A 15,001-nucleotide genomic window follows, 5' to 3' on the forward strand; every position below is an offset into this window, starting at 1 on the left:
GTGACAGCACGGGAACAGGTTTCCCGCAGAGGAAATGCTCAAAACAACCAAAAAGCGATCACGCCTTCTGCATTGGGACGAAACGCACCAATGCAACGTGATCAAGGGGGAGCGAACATGTCCATCCTGATCGACAAGACCACCAAGGTTATCTGCCAGGGCTTCACCGGCAAGAACGGCACCTTCCATTCCGAGCAGGCGATCGCCTACGGCACGCGCATGGTCGGCGGCGTCGCCCCCGGCAAGGGTGGCCAGAGCCATCTCAATCTGCCCGTGTTCAACACTGTCGCCGAGGCCAAGGAGAAGACCGGCGCCACCGCTTCAGTCGTCTACGTCCCGCCGCCGGGCGCAGCGGACGCGATCTGCGAGGCGATCGACGCCGAGGTCCCTCTGATCGTCTGCATCACCGAGGGCATCCCGGTGATGGACATGGTCAAGGTCAAGCGCATGCTGAGCGGCTCGAAATCCCGGCTGATCGGCCCCAACTGCCCCGGTATCGTCACCGCCGGCGAGAGCAAGATCGGCATCATGCCGGCCAACATCTTCAAGCGGGGCTCGGTCGGTATCGTCTCGCGCTCGGGCACGCTGACCTATGAGGCAGTATTCCAGACCAGCTGCGAAGGGCTGGGCCAGACCACGGCTGTCGGAATCGGCGGCGACCCGGTCAAAGGCACCGAGTTCATCGACATGCTCGAGCTGTTCCTGGCCGACCCCGCAACCGAGTCGATCGTGATGATCGGCGAGATCGGCGGCGCGGCCGAAGAGGATGCGGCGCAATTCATCAGGGATGAGGCCAAGCGCGGGCGAGCCAAGCCTATGGTCGGCTTCATCGCCGGCCGCACGGCCCCTCCCGGCCGCCGCATGGGCCATGCCGGCGCGATCATCTCCGGCGGCAAGGGCGGCGCCGAAGACAAGATCGCGGCGATGGAAGCGGCCGGTATCCGGGTCTCGCCGTCGCCGGCTCGCCTCGGAAAGACGCTGATGGAGCTGCTCAACGGTGAAGTCGGCGTCCAGAAGCGCTGCGCCGAGATCGAGTGGTCCTTCTGACCATCCCCGCTGGCGCAAGTCCAACCACATCGAGCCGGCATGTTCTCGCGACGACCGGCAGATCCGACCTCCTCCCTGATAGCCCCGCGACAAGCTGGTCGCGGGGCTTCTTTTTTGAACCGTTGTGCGGGATCAGCGCCGACTCCCGCATGGACGTAGCGTCAGCCGGGCGCTATGCGCTGCAGAAAGCAGGAGCAGCGACCTTGAAAGCCCCCAGCGCCACGACCACGCCTGCGAGCGCAACGCAACAGCTCGTCCTCGAACGCTTCACGCCTGAGGAGACCTTCAAGACCAAGGTCTATGCCTCGCTGAAGCAGGCGATCATCACCATGGACATCTACGGCTCATCGGAGCCGACCTGGATCGACGAGCGCCAGCTTTCGGAGCAGCTCGGCGTCAGCCGCACGCCGGTGCGCGAAGCCGTCGCGATGCTCGAGCAGGAGGGGCTGGTGAAGTCGCTGCCGCGCCGCGGCATCATGGTGCTGAAGAAGACCAAGAACGAGATCGTCGAGATGATCCAGGCCTGGGCGGCGCTGGAAAGCATGGCCGCACGCCTCGTCGTCCAGCGTGCCAGCGATGCCGAGATCGGCAAGCTACGCACGCTGTTCAAGGATTTCGACGAGGCCCACAAGCCGTCCGACCACGTCGGCGAATACTCATCGGCCAACCTCGTCTTCCACCAGACATTGATCGGGCTGAGCAAGTCGCAGCTGCTCGTCGAGATGACCGACAACCTGCTGCTGCATGTGCGCGGCATCCGCCAGATGACGATCGGGCGTGACGATCGCGCCAGCCGTTCGATCGTCGAACATCTGGGGATCATCGAGGCCTTGGAGCGGCGCGACATCGCGCTGGCCGAGCAATTGTCGCGCGACCACACACTCGGCCTCGCCGCCTATGTCGACCAGCACGCCGACATCTTCGACTAGGTCGTAGACTCATAACTGCGCAGCGACAGGCGCACCGAGGCGAGTTGGAGCCGCTTGCTGAAACAGGGCTTCCAGCGCCGGTCCGAAGGAGGCGGCAACGTCGTGGACACCAAAATCGAAACGTCGCGCCTTATTCTCCGAGCCTGGGGTGAGGAAGACGTCGAGCAACTCACGCTAGGCTTGAACGATCTCGGCATCGCAAAGTGGCTCGCTTTCGTCCCTCATCCCTATTCGACATCACACGCCCAAGATTGGGTCAGGAGATGTCAGGCGATTTCGACCGCAGGAAGTCGGCCGACTGCGTACGAATTTGCGGTTGAACTCAGATCTGAGCGACGAGTGATCGGAGGCATCAGTCTCAACAAGATTGACTGGAAGGCCGGGACCGGTGGTGGAGGAATCTGGATAGCCAACGGTTACCAGGCACGCGGCTATGGCCGCGAAGCGTTCGAGGCGAAGATCCGCCTCGCTTTTTGCGACTTGGGCCTGACGAAACTGGTCAACGGTTACTTCGACGGCAACGAAAATTCTTGGGCGATGCAGCGCAAATTAGGATATCGACGCGTGGCTGAGGTTCCCAGCCGTTGCATGGCTGACGGACGGCAAACGATCGAACACGTAACGACGTTGCTGCGCAGTGACTGGAACGATCGCGAGGGCTGAACGGCCAGCCCAGCGGGCAGCTCGGCCGTTTCCAGTGATGGGTTCGCGACCTGCGGGCCCCCGATCAGCCGTCCTGTACGAAGGCGTTCATCAGTGTGCCGATGCCCTCGACCGTCACCTCGATCGTGTTGACCGGCTCCTTCATTACGCCGACCCCCAGCGAGGTGCCGCAGCAGATCAGGTCCCCTGGCAGCAGCGTCATGTCGTGGGAGAGCCGGCTGACCAGCTCATGCGGCGGGAAGATCATGTCCGCGATCGGATAGTTCTGGCGTTCCTGGCCGTTGAGCAGCGTCCGGACAGTGAGGGCGCGCGGGTCGAGGCCGGTCGCCACCACCGGCCCGAAAGGCCCGAACCCGTCGAAGCTCTTGGCGCGTACCCATTGCGGGAAGGTCGGGTCGGCCGCGATCAGGTCCAGCGCCGTGATGTCGTTCACGCAGGTATAGCCGAAGATGAACTCGCCAGCGGCTTGCGGACTCACGCGGCTGCAATTGCGGCCGATGACGATGCCGAGCTCGCCTTCATAGACGACCTTGCCGGCATAGGATGGCGGGCGCATCACGGTGAAGCCCGGCGCCGCCATGCAGGACGGCGCCTTCATCAGATAGAGCGGCTCCGGCGGTACCGGCATCCCGAGCTTGCCGGCAAGCGCGTGGAAGTTGTTCCAGAGCGCGATGATCTTGGAGGGCGTGCTCGGCGCCAGCAGCGTGACCTCGTCGAGCGGCACCCTCTCGCCCGTCGGCCGCGCGCCGGCGTACATGTCGCCGCTGTGGATCGCGATAGCTTCCCCAACAAGCGTGCCAAAGCGTTCGCGACCCGCAAGCACAAAGCGCACCCAATGCGCGCTCGCCTGTCTCTTCTCCGTCCGCGCCATCTGCTCGATCGTCGCGTTCAACATGGCACCGTCTCCCCTGTCATGAGGCTGCCAGCTGGCGCGGCCGCTCGATAGCGGGTTCGCCCGCCCCCTCCCCGGCAAGCGCCTCGGGCGGGAAGGTCGGATAGAGCCCCTTGACGCTGGCCATCTGCTGGACAAGTCCGAGCACCGCATCGATGAAGGGCGTGCGCGTCTCGGTCAGCCGCCCCATCTCCTGAACGGCGCCAAGCAAGGCGTCGATCTCGAGCGGCCGGCCCTTGTCCAGATCCTGCAGCATGGAGGTACGATGAGCGCCAACGCCGGCCGCGCCATTGATCCGGCGCTCGACATCGACGCGGAAGGTGACGCCGAGCCTTTCGCCAATTGCCTGAGCCTCCAGCATCATGCTGCGAGCAAGCGCCCGCGTGCCGGGCTCGGTGGCGACGACGTCGAGCGTCGCATGGGTCAGCGCCGAGATCGGGTTGAAGCAGAGATTGCCCCAGAGCTTGAGCCAGATGTCGTCGCGGATATCCGAGAACAGGCGCGGCTTCAGGCCGCCGGCGGTCAGCGCATCGGCGAAGCGCGTCAGGCGCTCGCTTTCCCTGCGATTGGGCTCGCCGAGGCCGAACTGGTCGCCATAGATGTGCTTGACGACACCGGGCTCGACGATCTCGGTCGCCGGATAGACCGTGCAGCCGATGACACGCTCGGGTCCGATCGCGTTCCATTGCCGGTCGCCCGGATCGACGCTGCGCAGACGCAGATCGGCATAGGGGCCGTCCAGGCCGTGGAAATACCACCACGGCACACCGTTCTGGGCGGTGACGACGGCTGTCTCCGGCCCGAGCAGCGGCTTCAGGTCCTCCGCCGCCTCCCAGGCCTGATGCGCCTTGAGCGCGATGATCACCACATCCTGTTGGCCGAGATCGCGCGGATCGCGGCTCGCGGGCATCTGCTCGGTGATCGTCTCGGTCTTGGTGACGAGGGTCAGGCCCTTGGCGTTGATCGCCTCCAGATGGGCGCCGCGCGCCACGAGCGAGATGTCGAGCCCGCCGCGCTTGAGCATCACGCCCATATAGCCGCCGATCGCGCCGGCGCCGTAGATGCAGATCTTCATGGGCCTTCCCTTTCTTGCTCTTATGGATTCGCAACCTGGTGGTTCGCCATGATCTCCAGCGCCCGCACCATGGCCGAATGATCCCAGTCCTTGCCGCCATGGGCGACGCAGGCGTTGAACAGCTCCTGCGCCGTCGCCGTGTTCGGCAAGGAGACGCCAAGCGAGCGCGCCGTCGACAGGGCCAGGTTCAGGTCCTTCTGGTGTAGCCCGATGCGGAAGCCTGGATTGAAGGTGCGCTTGACCATGCGCTCGCCATGGATCTCGAGGATCTTCGAGGAGGCGAAACCACCCATCAGCGCCTGGCGCACTTTGGCGGGGTCCGCCCCTGCCTTGGAGGCGAAGAGCAAGGCCTCGCCGACCGCCTCGATGGTCAGCGCCACGATGATCTGGTTGGCAACCTTGGTGGTCTGGCCGTCGCCATTGCCGCCGACCAGCGTGATGTTCTTGCCCATCAGCTCGAAGAGCGGCTTGATCGTATTGAAGGCCGCCTGCGGCCCGCCGACCATGATGGTGAGCGTCGCCGCCTTGGCGCCGACTTCGCCGCCCGAAACCGGTGCGTCGAGATAGGACGAGCCGTTCGCCTCGATCCTTTGTGCGAACTCCTTGGTCGCCATCGGCGAGATCGAGCTCATGTCGACGATGATGCCGCCCTTGTTCAGGCCGAGCGCGACGCCATTGGTGCCGAACAGCACCTCCTCGACCTGCGGCGTGTCCGGCAGCATCAGGATGACGATCTCGCTCGCCGCCGCGACCGCCTTCGGCGTCGGGTGGACCGTGATCGCCTTCGCCTGCAGCTCGGCATCCGGTGCTTTGTGATGGCTCGATATGTGCAGCGTATGGCCGCCCGTGATCAGGTGCTCCGCCATGGGGCGGCCCATGATGCCGAGGCCGATGAAACCGATATTCGCCATGAGTACCGTATCCTCCGTTCGACTGGATCGTCGACCGTCTCGCCGTCACGCAGCCTTCGGGTGTCCCGGCAGCCAGGTCAGGCCGTCGCGGGTACTGCGGGCGGGCTTGTATTCGCAGCCGACCCAGCCGGCGTAGCCGATCGCGTCGAGATGCCGGTACAGGAAGGGGAAGTTGATCTCGCCGGTGCCGGGCTCGTTGCGGCCGGGATTGTCGGCGATCTGGATATGGGCGATCCGGTCGAGATTGGCCTCGATCGTGCGGGCGAGATCACCTTCCATGACCTGCATGTGATAGACGTCGTACTGGATGAAGACGTTGCTTGAATCGACGTCGTCGAGCAGGCTCAACGCCTGTGCCGTGCTGTTCAGGAAGAAGCCCGGCATGTCGCGGGTGTTGATCGGCTCGACCAGCAGCGCGATGCCTTCCTGCGACAGTTCATGGGCGGCAAATCGCAGGTTGTTGACCAGTGTCTCATGCAGCCTGGCTTGCTCGGCGCCTTGCGGTGCAAGGCCCGCGAGACAGTTGACCTGCCTGCAACCCAGCTTGAGGGCGTAGTCGATCGCATCGAACACGCCGCGCTGGAACTCGCTGATCCGGTCGGGCAGGATCGCGATACCGCGTTCGCCTGCGGCCCAGTTACCAGCCGGCAGGTTGTGCAGCACCTGTGTCAGCTTCCAGCGCTTAAGCCGGCCCGCCAGCTCATATTTGTCGTGCTCGTAGGGGAACAGGTACTCGACGCCACTGAAACCGGATTCCGCCGCCGCCTGGAAGCGCTCCAGAAAGGGCAGTTCGTTGAACAGCATCGTCAGATTGGCGGCGAAGCGAGGCATACGTCTCTCCCCTGGTGGCGTCGACTGATCGGATTTACTGGGCCGGCTGCAGCTCGGGCTCGGGCAGAGGCAGATCAAGCACCTCCTCGAACTCGACGACATTGTCGATCTCGGTGCCCATCGCGATGTTGGTGACGCGCTCCAGGATGAACTCCATCACCACTGGAACCCGGTATTCCGCGAGCCAGGCCTTGGCCTGTGCAAAGGCGGCCTTGAACTCGTTCGGGCTCTTCACCCTTATCGCCTTGCAGCCGAGCCCTTCGGCGACAGCGACATGATCGACGCCATAGCCGTCGAGATCGGGCGCGTTGATGTTCTCGAAGGCGAGCCCGACCTGGAAATCCATGTCGAAGCCGCGCTGAGCCTGGCGGATCAGGCCGAGATAGGAGTTGTTCACGACGATGTGGATGTAGGGCAGCTTGAACTGCGCCCCGACAGCGAGCTCCTCGATCAGGAACTGGAAGTCGTAGTCGCCCGAGAGCGCCACGATCTCGCGCTCCGGATCGGCGGCGCGCACGCCCAGCGCCGCCGGCAAGGTCCAGCCGAGCGGCCCGGCCTGGCCGCAATTGATCCAGTGGCGCGGGTTATGGACGCGCAGGAACTGGGCGCCGGCGATCTGCGACAGGCCGATGGTCGAGACGTAGCAGACGTCGCGTCCGAAAGCCTCGTTCATCTCCTCGTAGACCCGCTGCGGCTTCAGCGGCACATTGTCGAAATGGCTTTTGCGCAGCATGGTCGCGCGCCGATCTCGGCAGTCCTGCGCCCAGCCGGTCCGGTTCCTGAGCAGCCCCTTCCCTTCCCGCTCGCGCGCCACGTCGACGAAGAGCTCGAGCGCCGCCTTCGCGTCGGAGACGATGCCGAAATCCGGGTTGAAGACGCGGCCGATCTGGGTCGGCTCGATGTCGACATGGACGAATTTTCGGCCCTTGGTATAGGTCTCGATCGAACCGGTATGTCGGTTGGCCCAGCGGTTGCCGATGCCCATGACGAAATCCGAGGCGAGCATCGTCGCGTTGCCGTAGCGATGGCTGGTCTGCAGGCCGACCATGCCTGCCATCAGCGGGTGGTCGTCGGGAATCGCGCCCCAGCCCATCAGCGTCGGCACGACAGGGACGCCGGTGAGCTCGGCGAATTCGACCAGCAGCTCCGCGGCATCGGCATTGATGATGCCGCCGCCAGCAACGATCAGCGGCCGCTCGGCCGCGTCCAGCATCGCCATCGCCTTCTCGATCTGGCGGCGCGAGGCGGCCGGCCTGTAGACCGGCAACGGCTCATAGGTCTCGTCGTCGAACTCGATCTCGGCCATCTGGACGTCGACCGGCAGGTCGATCAGCACCGGCCCGGGACGACCTGAGCGCATGATGTGGAAGGCCTGCTGGAAGACGCGCGGCACCAAAGCCGGCTCGCGCACCGTCACCGCCCATTTGGTCACCGGCTTGGCGATGGACTCGATATCGACAGCCTGGAAATCCTCCTTGTAGAGGCGCGCGCGCGGCGCCTGGCCGGTGATGCACAGGATCGGGATGGAGTCGGCGATGGCCGAATAGAGCCCGGTGATCATGTCGGTGCCCGCCGGGCCCGAGGTGCCGATGCAGACGCCGATATTGCCTGCCTTGGCCCGAGTATAACCCTCCGCCATATGCGAGGCGCCCTCGACATGGCGCGCCAGGATATGGTGGATGCTTTGCCGGCTCTTCAGCGCCGCATAAAGCGGGTTGATCGCCGCCCCCGGCACGCCGAAGGCCTGCGTCACGCCTTCCCGCTCCAGAACCCTGATCGCGGCCTCGACGGCTCTCATTTTCGGCATGGCCACTCTCCCGGGAGAAAACCGTGTACTGGCATACCAAATTCCAGATAGACGCCTCGGTCAATTTATTTCAGAATATTTTTTCATATATCGATAGAAAATAATTTCTCGTTTTAAATCAAACTATTACAATAATTTCAGATAGCCATGATTTTGATTATGCAAAATGATTTCGCTTTAATTTGGTCATGGCGAACCATCCGTGATCTGCTACCGTCCCAGCGGTGGTCACGGAGGAGCGCATGAGCGCGATCGAGCAACGCAAGGGGCGCGGGCGACCGCGCTCGCTGAAGACAGCGATCGCCGGCGGGGCGGTACAGGCGCTCGATCGCGGGCTGGCACTGCTCGAAATCCTCGCCGAGGAAGACGGCCTGACGCTCAGCGAACTCAGCCGGCGCTCTGGGGTCTCGGCCTCGACGGCGCATCGCGTCCTGCTGACGCTGGAGAGCCGCGCTTACGTCCAGCACGACATGGAGCGCGGCATCTGGCTGGTCGGCGTCGGCGCCTTCAAGACCGGCTCGGCCTTCCTGCGCAACCGCCGCGTCGCGAACATGGGACGCGGCGCCATGCATGCGCTGATGGAGGCCAGCGGCGAGACCGTCAATCTCGGCATCGAGGACAATGGCGAGGTGGTGTTCATCTCGCAGGTCGAGAGCCATGACACGCTGCGCGCCTTCTTCCGGGCAGGCAGCCGCGGCGCGATGCATGCATCGGGCGTCGGCAAGGCGCTGCTGGCCGAGTTCCCGGAGCACCGTGTGCGCCAGATCTGCGCGTTCCGGCGGCTCGAACGCTTCACCGAGCACACGATCACGGATCTCGGCGAGTTCCTGCGCGAGCTCGCGCAGGGGCGTCGGAACGGCTGGGCGCTCGACGACGAGGAACGCACCCTCGGCATGCGCTGTGTCGCAGCGCCGATCTTCAACGAGCATGCCGAGGCGATCGCGGGCGTCTCGGTGTCGGGGCCGACCGTGCGCGTCACCCCGCGCAAGCTCGACGATTACGGCCCGATGGTCCGCCGCGCCGCCGACGAGATCACCCGCTCGATCGGCGGCCGATTGCCGAAGCGGGAGTAAGGCGCTCCCTCCCTTCCCCCCTTGCAGGAGAAGGACGCTATCCACGCTCGGCGAGCGCCTGCCTGATGGTCTCGCCGACGAGATGGGCGCTCGGGGCGATCCGCACGCCGGCAGCCTCCAGTGCCCTGATCTTGCCCGCCGCATCGCCCTTGCCGCGCAAGGTGAGCGCGCCGGCATGGCCCATGCGGCGCTCCAGCGGCGCCTCGCGGCCGACGATCAGCGCGACGACGGGCTTCGAGGCCGGCGTGCCGGCGAGGTATTCGGCGACTTCCTCCTCCTCCGTGCCGCCGATCTCGCCGATCAGCACCACGCCTTCGGTATCGGCATCGTCCAGCAGGAGCGCGAGGCATTCGCGCATGCCGATGCCATGGATCGGATCGCCGCCGACGCCGATCGTCGCCGACTGGCCGAGCCCCGCCGCGGTGACCTGCGCCACAACCTCGCTCGTCAACGAGGCCGAGCGCGAAATGATGCCGACGCCGCCGGGGCGCTCGCTACCGGTCGCCATCACGCCGAGCTTGCCGACGCCCGGCACGAGGATGCCCTGCGAATTGGCGCCGACCAAAGTGGTCCGCCCGCCCTTCAGCGCGGCGCGCACCCGCACCATGTCGAGCGTCGGCACGCGCTCGGTGACCGTGACCACCAGCGGCATCTCGGCTTCGATCGCCTCGATCATCGCGGCGGCGGCATTGGCCGGCGGCACGAAGACGATGCTGGCATTGGCGCCGGTCTCGCGCCTCGCTTCTGCAACGCGCTCATAGACCGGCAAATTCAGATGCGAGCGACCGCCCTTGCCCGGCGTCACGCCGCCGACGACCTGCGTGCCATACTCCATCATCCGCGCGACATGATAAGTGCCGGCCCAGCCGGTCATGCCCTGGCAGAGAACGCGGGTCTCGCGATTCAGAAAGACGGCCATGGCTCAGGCTCCCTTCTGCGCCAGCGCGACCGCTTTCGTGGCCGCAGTCCACATGTCCGGGCAATCGATCACCGCGCAGCCGAAATTCCGCAGGCGCGAGCGCCCGAAATCGGCGTTGTTGCCGGCGAGGCGCACGACCAGCGGCAGCGAGCGGCCGGTGCGGCGCAAGGCGATACCGAGCCCCTCGGCGATGGTGTCGCAGGCCTGCATGCCGCCGCCATGCACGTTGATCAGGATGGCGCGCGTCTTCGGATTGTCGAGCAGCAGCCCGAAGCCATGGGCGATGTCGAGGCTCTTCGCCGTAGTCCGGATGTCCATGAAATTGGCCGGCCGCCCCTTGGCCGCGACGACCATGTCGAGCGTGGCGAGACCGAGCCCCGCGCCATTCGCCACCATGCCGATATCGCCGTCGAGCTGGACATAGTTGAGCTGATGGCGCTGGGCCTGCAATTCGGCGGCGCTGGTGTCGTCCTCGTCGCGTAGCGCCGCGAGCTCGGGGTGCCGGAACAGGGCGTTGTCGTCGAGCGTCATCTTGGCGTCGAGCGCGGCCAACCTGCCGTCTTCGGTGATTGCGAGCGGATTGATCTCGATCAGGCTGGCGTCGAGCTCGACGAAGGCACGGCGCAGGCCGTCTACGAGCGCGCAGCCCTGCTTGTGCAGCGCTCCCTCCAGGCCGAGCGTCGCGACGAAATCGCCCACCTCCTGCGCCCGCGCCTCGTTGCCGGTGCCGAGCCTGAGCTCGCGGATGCGCACCTCACCGCGCGCCGCCTGCTCTTCGATATCCGCGCCGCCCCGTTCACTGCCGATCAGCATCACTTCGCCCGAGGTGGAATCGACCAGCAGGGCAAGATGCAGCTCACGCCGCACCGGCAACGCACGCTCGACGAGGACGCGCCTGACGATCTGGCCCGCCGCCCCGGTCTGGGCGGTCACGAGCTGCTTGCCGAGCAATTCCCCGGCCGCAACCTCAGCGGCGGCGGAGTTCTCCACCCGCTGGATTCCTCCGGCGCGCGCCCTGCCACCGGCATGGATCTGCGCCTTGACCACCACTGGGCCACCGAGGCGCTGCGCGATCTCGCCAGCCTCCCGGGCGGTGATCGCGACACTGCCTTCCGGCGCAATCAGCCCGTAGCGTGCCAGCAGATGCTTCGCTTGGAACTCATGGATTCTCACGACCCGGTCCCTCCCGCCATCGCGCCGTGTGCGGCGCTGTTATAATCTGGCATACATTATGCCAGATTACCGCCACGCCGACAACCGGTTATCGGCCAGCAGGCCGGGGAGTTTTTGCGGCAGAAGGCTTCCGATCCCGCTCGTCAGAAGATTCTCGGGTCAGGCTTCGCTCCACCCGAGTAATTGCTCCATATCTTGATCTCTCAGTTTATTGTCAGGCAACTTGACTAAATTGATCAGGCAGCATTACCAATTGAAGCAGACAACGCAGGGAAACGCTTTGGAACATCCCTCCAGACGGGGCGGCCTGGTGCGGCTGCATGCGGGCGAGCAGCTTATCCGGCCGCAATCTGTCGGGACACGCCAATCGCAAAAGAACCAAGCAAGGCTCACCGGGATCACCCCAGGAGAATAGACGATGAGGATCGCCATTGCGGGCGCCGGTATCGGCGGCCTGACAGCAGCCTTGTGCCTCAACGAGAAGGGCTACGAAGTCCGGATCTTCGAAGCGGTGGAGACGCTGCAGCCGCTCGGCGTTGGGATCAACGTCATGCCGCATGCCTCGGGCGTGCTGCATGGGCTCGGGCTCGGCGACGCCCTCGACGAGATGGCGGTCCGCACCCGCGCGATCGAATACCGCACGCGTTTCGGCCACCTGATCCAGTCGGATCCGCGCTCGGTTGAGGCCGGCTTCGACTATCCGCAATACTCGATCCATCGGGGCGAGCTGCAGTTCCTGCTGCTCGATACGGTTCGCACCCGGCTGGGACGGGATGCGGTCGTGCCCGGCAGGGCCCTTGCCGGGTTCACGCAGGACGTCAGCGGCGTGCATGCGCGCTTCGCCGACGGCACAGCCTCTGAGGCCGATCTTTTGATCGGCGCCGAAGGATTCCGTTCGAAAGTGCGCCAACAGCTCCATCCGAGCGAAGGGCCCGCGCATTACGAAGGCACGATGATGTGGCGCGGCGCTAGTCTCCAGGCGCCCTTCGGCGATGGCCGCACCATGTTCATCGCCGGCGACCACGACGTGAAATTCGTCTGCTACCCAATCAGCCGCGCCGCGCGCGACGGCAACGCGTTGATCAACTGGGTTGCCGAAGTGCACCACGATCGGCCGCGTGCGGCCGACGAGGCCGACTGGAGCCGCGAGGGCGACCGCGACTTCATCGCCGAGTTCCTGGGCTTCCGGATGCCGGACATCGACATCCCAGCCCTGCTGAAGAGCACCTTGAAGATCACCCAGTATCCGATGATCGATCGCGACCCGCTGCCGTGGTGGACGCAAGGGCGGGTCACCCTTCTCGGCGACGCCGCCCATCCGATGTACCCGATGGGAGCGAACGGGGCCTCACAAGCGATCATCGATTCGAGGGCACTCGCAGACTCGCTCGCCGCGCAGCCGGGACCGGAAGGCCTGCTCGCCTATGAAGCCCTGCGCCGGCCCGTCACCACCAATGTCGTGCTCAACAATCGCAAATCGGGCCCTGAGCGCGTCCTCGACATCGCGGCTGCGCGCATCAAGGGGCCCGCTGACCGGATCGAGGACCTGATCTCTCCGGCCGAGCTGGAGGAGGTCGCAGCCAGTTACCGTCAGGTCGCCGGCTTCCTGAAGAAGGCGGTCTAGCTCATGCGCACATTCCACGCCGGCTTCGAAGCCGATCACCCACCGGTGAGAGTGCGGCTCGGCGCCGGAATCCGGCACGAGCTCGGGGCCGAGATGACGGCGCTCGGCCTCTCGCACGCGCTCGTCCTGACCACACCAGACCAGGCGGCGCAGGGCGAAAGGCTGCTGGCTGCCCTGGGTCGACTGGCGCACGGGCAATTCAGCAAGGCGGCCATGCACACGCCCATCGAGATCACCAAGGCTGCGCTCGAGGCGGCCCGCGGCGCCGATTGCCTCGTCGCCATCGGCGGTGGCTCAACCATTGGCCTGGCCAAGGCCATCGCCCTGAACACAGACCTGCCGCAGATCGTGCTGCCGACGACCTATGCCGGCTCGGAGGCGACGCCCGTGCTAGGGCAGACCGCCAACGGGGTGAAGGAGACCCTACGTTCGCCCAAGGTCCAGCCCGAGGTGATCCTTTACGATCCCGAACTCGTCGCGACGCTGCCCACCGGGCTCAGCGTCACCAGCGGGCTCAACGCCATGGCGCATGCGGTGGAGGCCCTCTATGCGCGGGATCGCAACCCGCTCTCCGACCAGCTGGCACTCGGCGGCCTTCGCGCCTTCAAGGAGGGATTGCCGCGCGTCGTCGCCGACCCCGGCGACCTTCCGGCACGCGAGGCCACGCAGTTCGGCGCCTGGCTGTGCGGCACGGTGCTGGCCCAGGTCGGTATGGCGCTGCAACACAAGCTCTGCCACACGCTGGGAGGCAGCTTCGCGTTGCCTCATGCCGAGACGCACGCGATCCTTCTGCCGCACTCAGCCGCCTACAATGCCGACGCGGCCGCCGGGGCCCTGGCACCGGTCGCGGAGCTCTTCGGCGGATCGGTCGGCGGCGGACTTTACGATTTCTCCGTCGCACTGGGCGCGCCCGTCGCGCTGCGCGATCTCGGCCTTGTCGAAGGCGATCTCGACCGCGCCGCCGATCTTGCCGGCAACAATCCCTATTGGAACCCGCGCCCGATCGAGCGCGACGCCATTCGCGTGCTGCTGCAGCACGCCTGGGAAGGCGCACGCCCGCAATAAGGCTTGCCAAAGGCCATCGGCGACGGCCGACGCAATAAGACGACGGAGGAAACGACATGGCAGGCTACTTCACCGAGGAAAGCTCCGCCGAAGCCGTCAACGCGCGCATGGACGAGACCATCGATCCGCGGCTCGCCGAGATCATGGCTTGCCTGGTCAGGCATTTGCACGCCTTCGCCAAGGAAACCCAGCTGACGCAGGCGGAGTGGGAATACGGCATCGACTTCCTGACCCGAACTGGCGGGATCTGCAGCGGCGAGCGCCAGGAGTTCATCCTGCTCTCCGACACGCTCGGCTTCTCGATGCTGGTCGACGCGATCAACAATCGGCGTCCGCCAGGCGCCACGGAGAACACGGTGCTGGGCCCCTTCCATGTCGCCGGCGTGCCGGTCCGGCAGATGGGAGACAGCATCAGCCTCGACGGCAAGGGAGAGAGCTGTCTTTACGAAGGCCGGGTGATCGATCTCGACGGTCGGCCGGTCGAGGCCGCGCGGATCGATGTCTGGTCGGACAATGCCGATGGCTTCTACGACGTGCAGCAGCCAGGCATCCAGCCCAGATGGAACAACCGCGGCGTCTTCGTCACGGAGCCGGACGGGGCGTACCGCTTCATCGGCATCAAGCCGGTATCCTATCCGATCCCCGATGACGGGCCGGTCGGCCAAATGCTCGGCCATCTCGGCCGGCATCCTTATCGCCCCGCGCACATGCACTACATTGTCACCGCCGTGGGCTACCAAAGGCTGGTGACGCATACCTTCGTCGGCGACGATCCCTATCTCGGGTCCGACACCGTCTTCGGCGTCAAGAAGACGCTGATCGCGCCCTTCGAGCGTATCGCCGGCGGGCCGGTGCCCTGGCGGTCGCCTTTCGACTTCGTCCTCGTCCCGGATTGAGCTGCTTACACCAGCTGCCACCGGGGCCGTTTCGGACACGGAGCCGGCCCGGCCTTCACCGAACATGAGGGGCGGCTCAGCCACCCCGCGATCGCA

At 65.5% G+C, this 15,001-nt stretch carries 14 protein-coding genes; 7 read left to right on the forward strand and 7 right to left on the reverse strand.

Annotated elements, in window-relative coordinates:
* Positions 1-117 precede the first annotated feature (117 nt).
* The 3 genes from sucD (BLM15_RS12230) to BLM15_RS12240 all read left to right on the forward strand — a co-directional run bounded on the left by sucD (BLM15_RS12230) (position 118) and on the right by BLM15_RS12240 (position 2,639).
* Positions 118-1,047, forward strand: a complete 930-nt coding sequence (gene sucD / locus BLM15_RS12230) for a succinate--CoA ligase subunit alpha (RefSeq protein ID WP_126113015.1) — start codon at positions 118-120, stop codon at positions 1,045-1,047.
* Between the two features lie 203 nt (positions 1,048-1,250).
* Positions 1,251-1,976: a GntR family transcriptional regulator gene (locus BLM15_RS12235; protein ID WP_236846643.1), complete on the forward strand. Its 726-nt coding sequence runs from the start codon at positions 1,251-1,253 to the stop codon at positions 1,974-1,976.
* Between the two features lie 102 nt (positions 1,977-2,078).
* Complete coding sequence (locus BLM15_RS12240; protein WP_164985392.1) at positions 2,079-2,639, forward strand: GNAT family N-acetyltransferase; 561 nt, start codon at positions 2,079-2,081, stop codon at positions 2,637-2,639.
* A 64-nt stretch (positions 2,640-2,703) separates the two neighbouring features.
* On the opposite strand, the gene BLM15_RS12245 is transcribed toward BLM15_RS12240, so the two are convergent.
* From BLM15_RS12245 to gcl, 5 genes are read right to left on the reverse strand one after another with little or no spacing between them, the layout of a single operon-like run.
* The gene (locus BLM15_RS12245) at positions 2,704-3,534 is read right to left on the reverse strand and encodes a fumarylacetoacetate hydrolase family protein (RefSeq protein ID WP_236846644.1); all 831 of its coding nucleotides are present in this window, start codon (positions 3,532-3,534) and stop codon (positions 2,704-2,706) included.
* Positions 3,535-3,550: 16 nt separating this feature from the next.
* On the reverse strand, positions 3,551-4,606 hold the full coding sequence (locus tag BLM15_RS12250) for a 2-dehydropantoate 2-reductase (protein ID WP_126113018.1): 1,056 nt from the start codon (positions 4,604-4,606) through the stop codon (positions 3,551-3,553).
* Between the two features lie 20 nt (positions 4,607-4,626).
* Positions 4,627-5,517 (reverse strand): 2-hydroxy-3-oxopropionate reductase, encoded by an 891-nt coding sequence (locus BLM15_RS12255; protein ID WP_126113019.1) that lies wholly within the window; start codon positions 5,515-5,517, stop codon positions 4,627-4,629.
* Between the two features lie 45 nt (positions 5,518-5,562).
* The gene (hyi, locus tag BLM15_RS12260; protein WP_126113020.1) at positions 5,563-6,348 is read right to left on the reverse strand and encodes a hydroxypyruvate isomerase; all 786 of its coding nucleotides are present in this window, start codon (positions 6,346-6,348) and stop codon (positions 5,563-5,565) included.
* Positions 6,349-6,382: 34 nt separating this feature from the next.
* Complete coding sequence (gcl, locus tag BLM15_RS12265; protein ID WP_126113021.1) at positions 6,383-8,155, reverse strand: glyoxylate carboligase; 1,773 nt, start codon at positions 8,153-8,155, stop codon at positions 6,383-6,385.
* Positions 8,156-8,397: 242 nt separating this feature from the next.
* On the opposite strand from gcl, the gene bhcR reads away from it, so the two are divergent.
* Positions 8,398-9,228, forward strand: coding sequence for an HTH-type transcriptional regulator BhcR (gene bhcR, locus BLM15_RS12270; protein ID WP_126113022.1), 831 nt, complete (start codon positions 8,398-8,400; stop codon positions 9,226-9,228).
* 37 nt (positions 9,229-9,265) lie between these two features.
* Here bhcR and sucD (BLM15_RS12275) read toward each other — a convergent pair whose 3' ends face one another.
* On the reverse strand, positions 9,266-10,147 hold the full coding sequence (gene sucD, locus BLM15_RS12275; protein WP_126113023.1) for a succinate--CoA ligase subunit alpha: 882 nt from the start codon (positions 10,145-10,147) through the stop codon (positions 9,266-9,268).
* 3 nt (positions 10,148-10,150) lie between these two features.
* The gene (sucC, locus tag BLM15_RS12280; protein WP_126113024.1) at positions 10,151-11,320 is read right to left on the reverse strand and encodes an ADP-forming succinate--CoA ligase subunit beta; all 1,170 of its coding nucleotides are present in this window, start codon (positions 11,318-11,320) and stop codon (positions 10,151-10,153) included.
* A 418-nt stretch (positions 11,321-11,738) separates the two neighbouring features.
* Between sucC and BLM15_RS12285 the strand changes: the two genes are divergently transcribed.
* From BLM15_RS12285 to BLM15_RS12295, 3 genes are read left to right on the forward strand one after another with little or no spacing between them, the layout of a single operon-like run.
* Positions 11,739-12,944 (forward strand): flavin-dependent oxidoreductase, encoded by a 1,206-nt coding sequence (locus BLM15_RS12285; protein ID WP_126113025.1) that lies wholly within the window; start codon positions 11,739-11,741, stop codon positions 12,942-12,944.
* A 3-nt stretch (positions 12,945-12,947) separates the two neighbouring features.
* The gene (locus BLM15_RS12290) at positions 12,948-14,009 is read left to right on the forward strand and encodes a maleylacetate reductase (RefSeq protein ID WP_126113026.1); all 1,062 of its coding nucleotides are present in this window, start codon (positions 12,948-12,950) and stop codon (positions 14,007-14,009) included.
* 56 nt (positions 14,010-14,065) lie between these two features.
* The gene (locus BLM15_RS12295; protein ID WP_126113027.1) at positions 14,066-14,905 is read left to right on the forward strand and encodes a dioxygenase family protein; all 840 of its coding nucleotides are present in this window, start codon (positions 14,066-14,068) and stop codon (positions 14,903-14,905) included.
* Positions 14,906-15,001: the final 96 nt, after the last annotated feature.

Source organism: Bosea sp. Tri-49 (assembly GCF_003952665.1).
Classification (GTDB): Bacteria; Pseudomonadota; Alphaproteobacteria; order Rhizobiales; family Beijerinckiaceae; genus Allobosea.

Coding starts and splice junctions, on each gene's coding strand:
- sucD (WP_126113015.1), top strand. CDS start 118: ATGTCCATCCTGATCGACAAGACCACCAAGGTTATCTGCCAGGGCTTC.
- BLM15_RS12245 (WP_236846644.1), bottom strand. CDS start 3,534: ATGTTGAACGCGACGATCGAGCAGATGGCGCGGACGGAGAAGAGACAG.
- BLM15_RS12250 (WP_126113018.1), bottom strand. CDS start 4,606: ATGAAGATCTGCATCTACGGCGCCGGCGCGATCGGCGGCTATATGGGC.
- BLM15_RS12255 (WP_126113019.1), bottom strand. CDS start 5,517: ATGGCGAATATCGGTTTCATCGGCCTCGGCATCATGGGCCGCCCCATG.
- hyi (WP_126113020.1), bottom strand. CDS start 6,348: ATGCCTCGCTTCGCCGCCAATCTGACGATGCTGTTCAACGAACTGCCC.
- gcl (WP_126113021.1), bottom strand. CDS start 8,155: ATGCCGAAAATGAGAGCCGTCGAGGCCGCGATCAGGGTTCTGGAGCGG.
- bhcR (WP_126113022.1), top strand. CDS start 8,398: ATGAGCGCGATCGAGCAACGCAAGGGGCGCGGGCGACCGCGCTCGCTG.
- sucD (WP_126113023.1), bottom strand. CDS start 10,147: ATGGCCGTCTTTCTGAATCGCGAGACCCGCGTTCTCTGCCAGGGCATG.
- BLM15_RS12285 (WP_126113025.1), top strand. CDS start 11,739: ATGAGGATCGCCATTGCGGGCGCCGGTATCGGCGGCCTGACAGCAGCC.
- BLM15_RS12290 (WP_126113026.1), top strand. CDS start 12,948: ATGCGCACATTCCACGCCGGCTTCGAAGCCGATCACCCACCGGTGAGA.
- BLM15_RS12295 (WP_126113027.1), top strand. CDS start 14,066: ATGGCAGGCTACTTCACCGAGGAAAGCTCCGCCGAAGCCGTCAACGCG.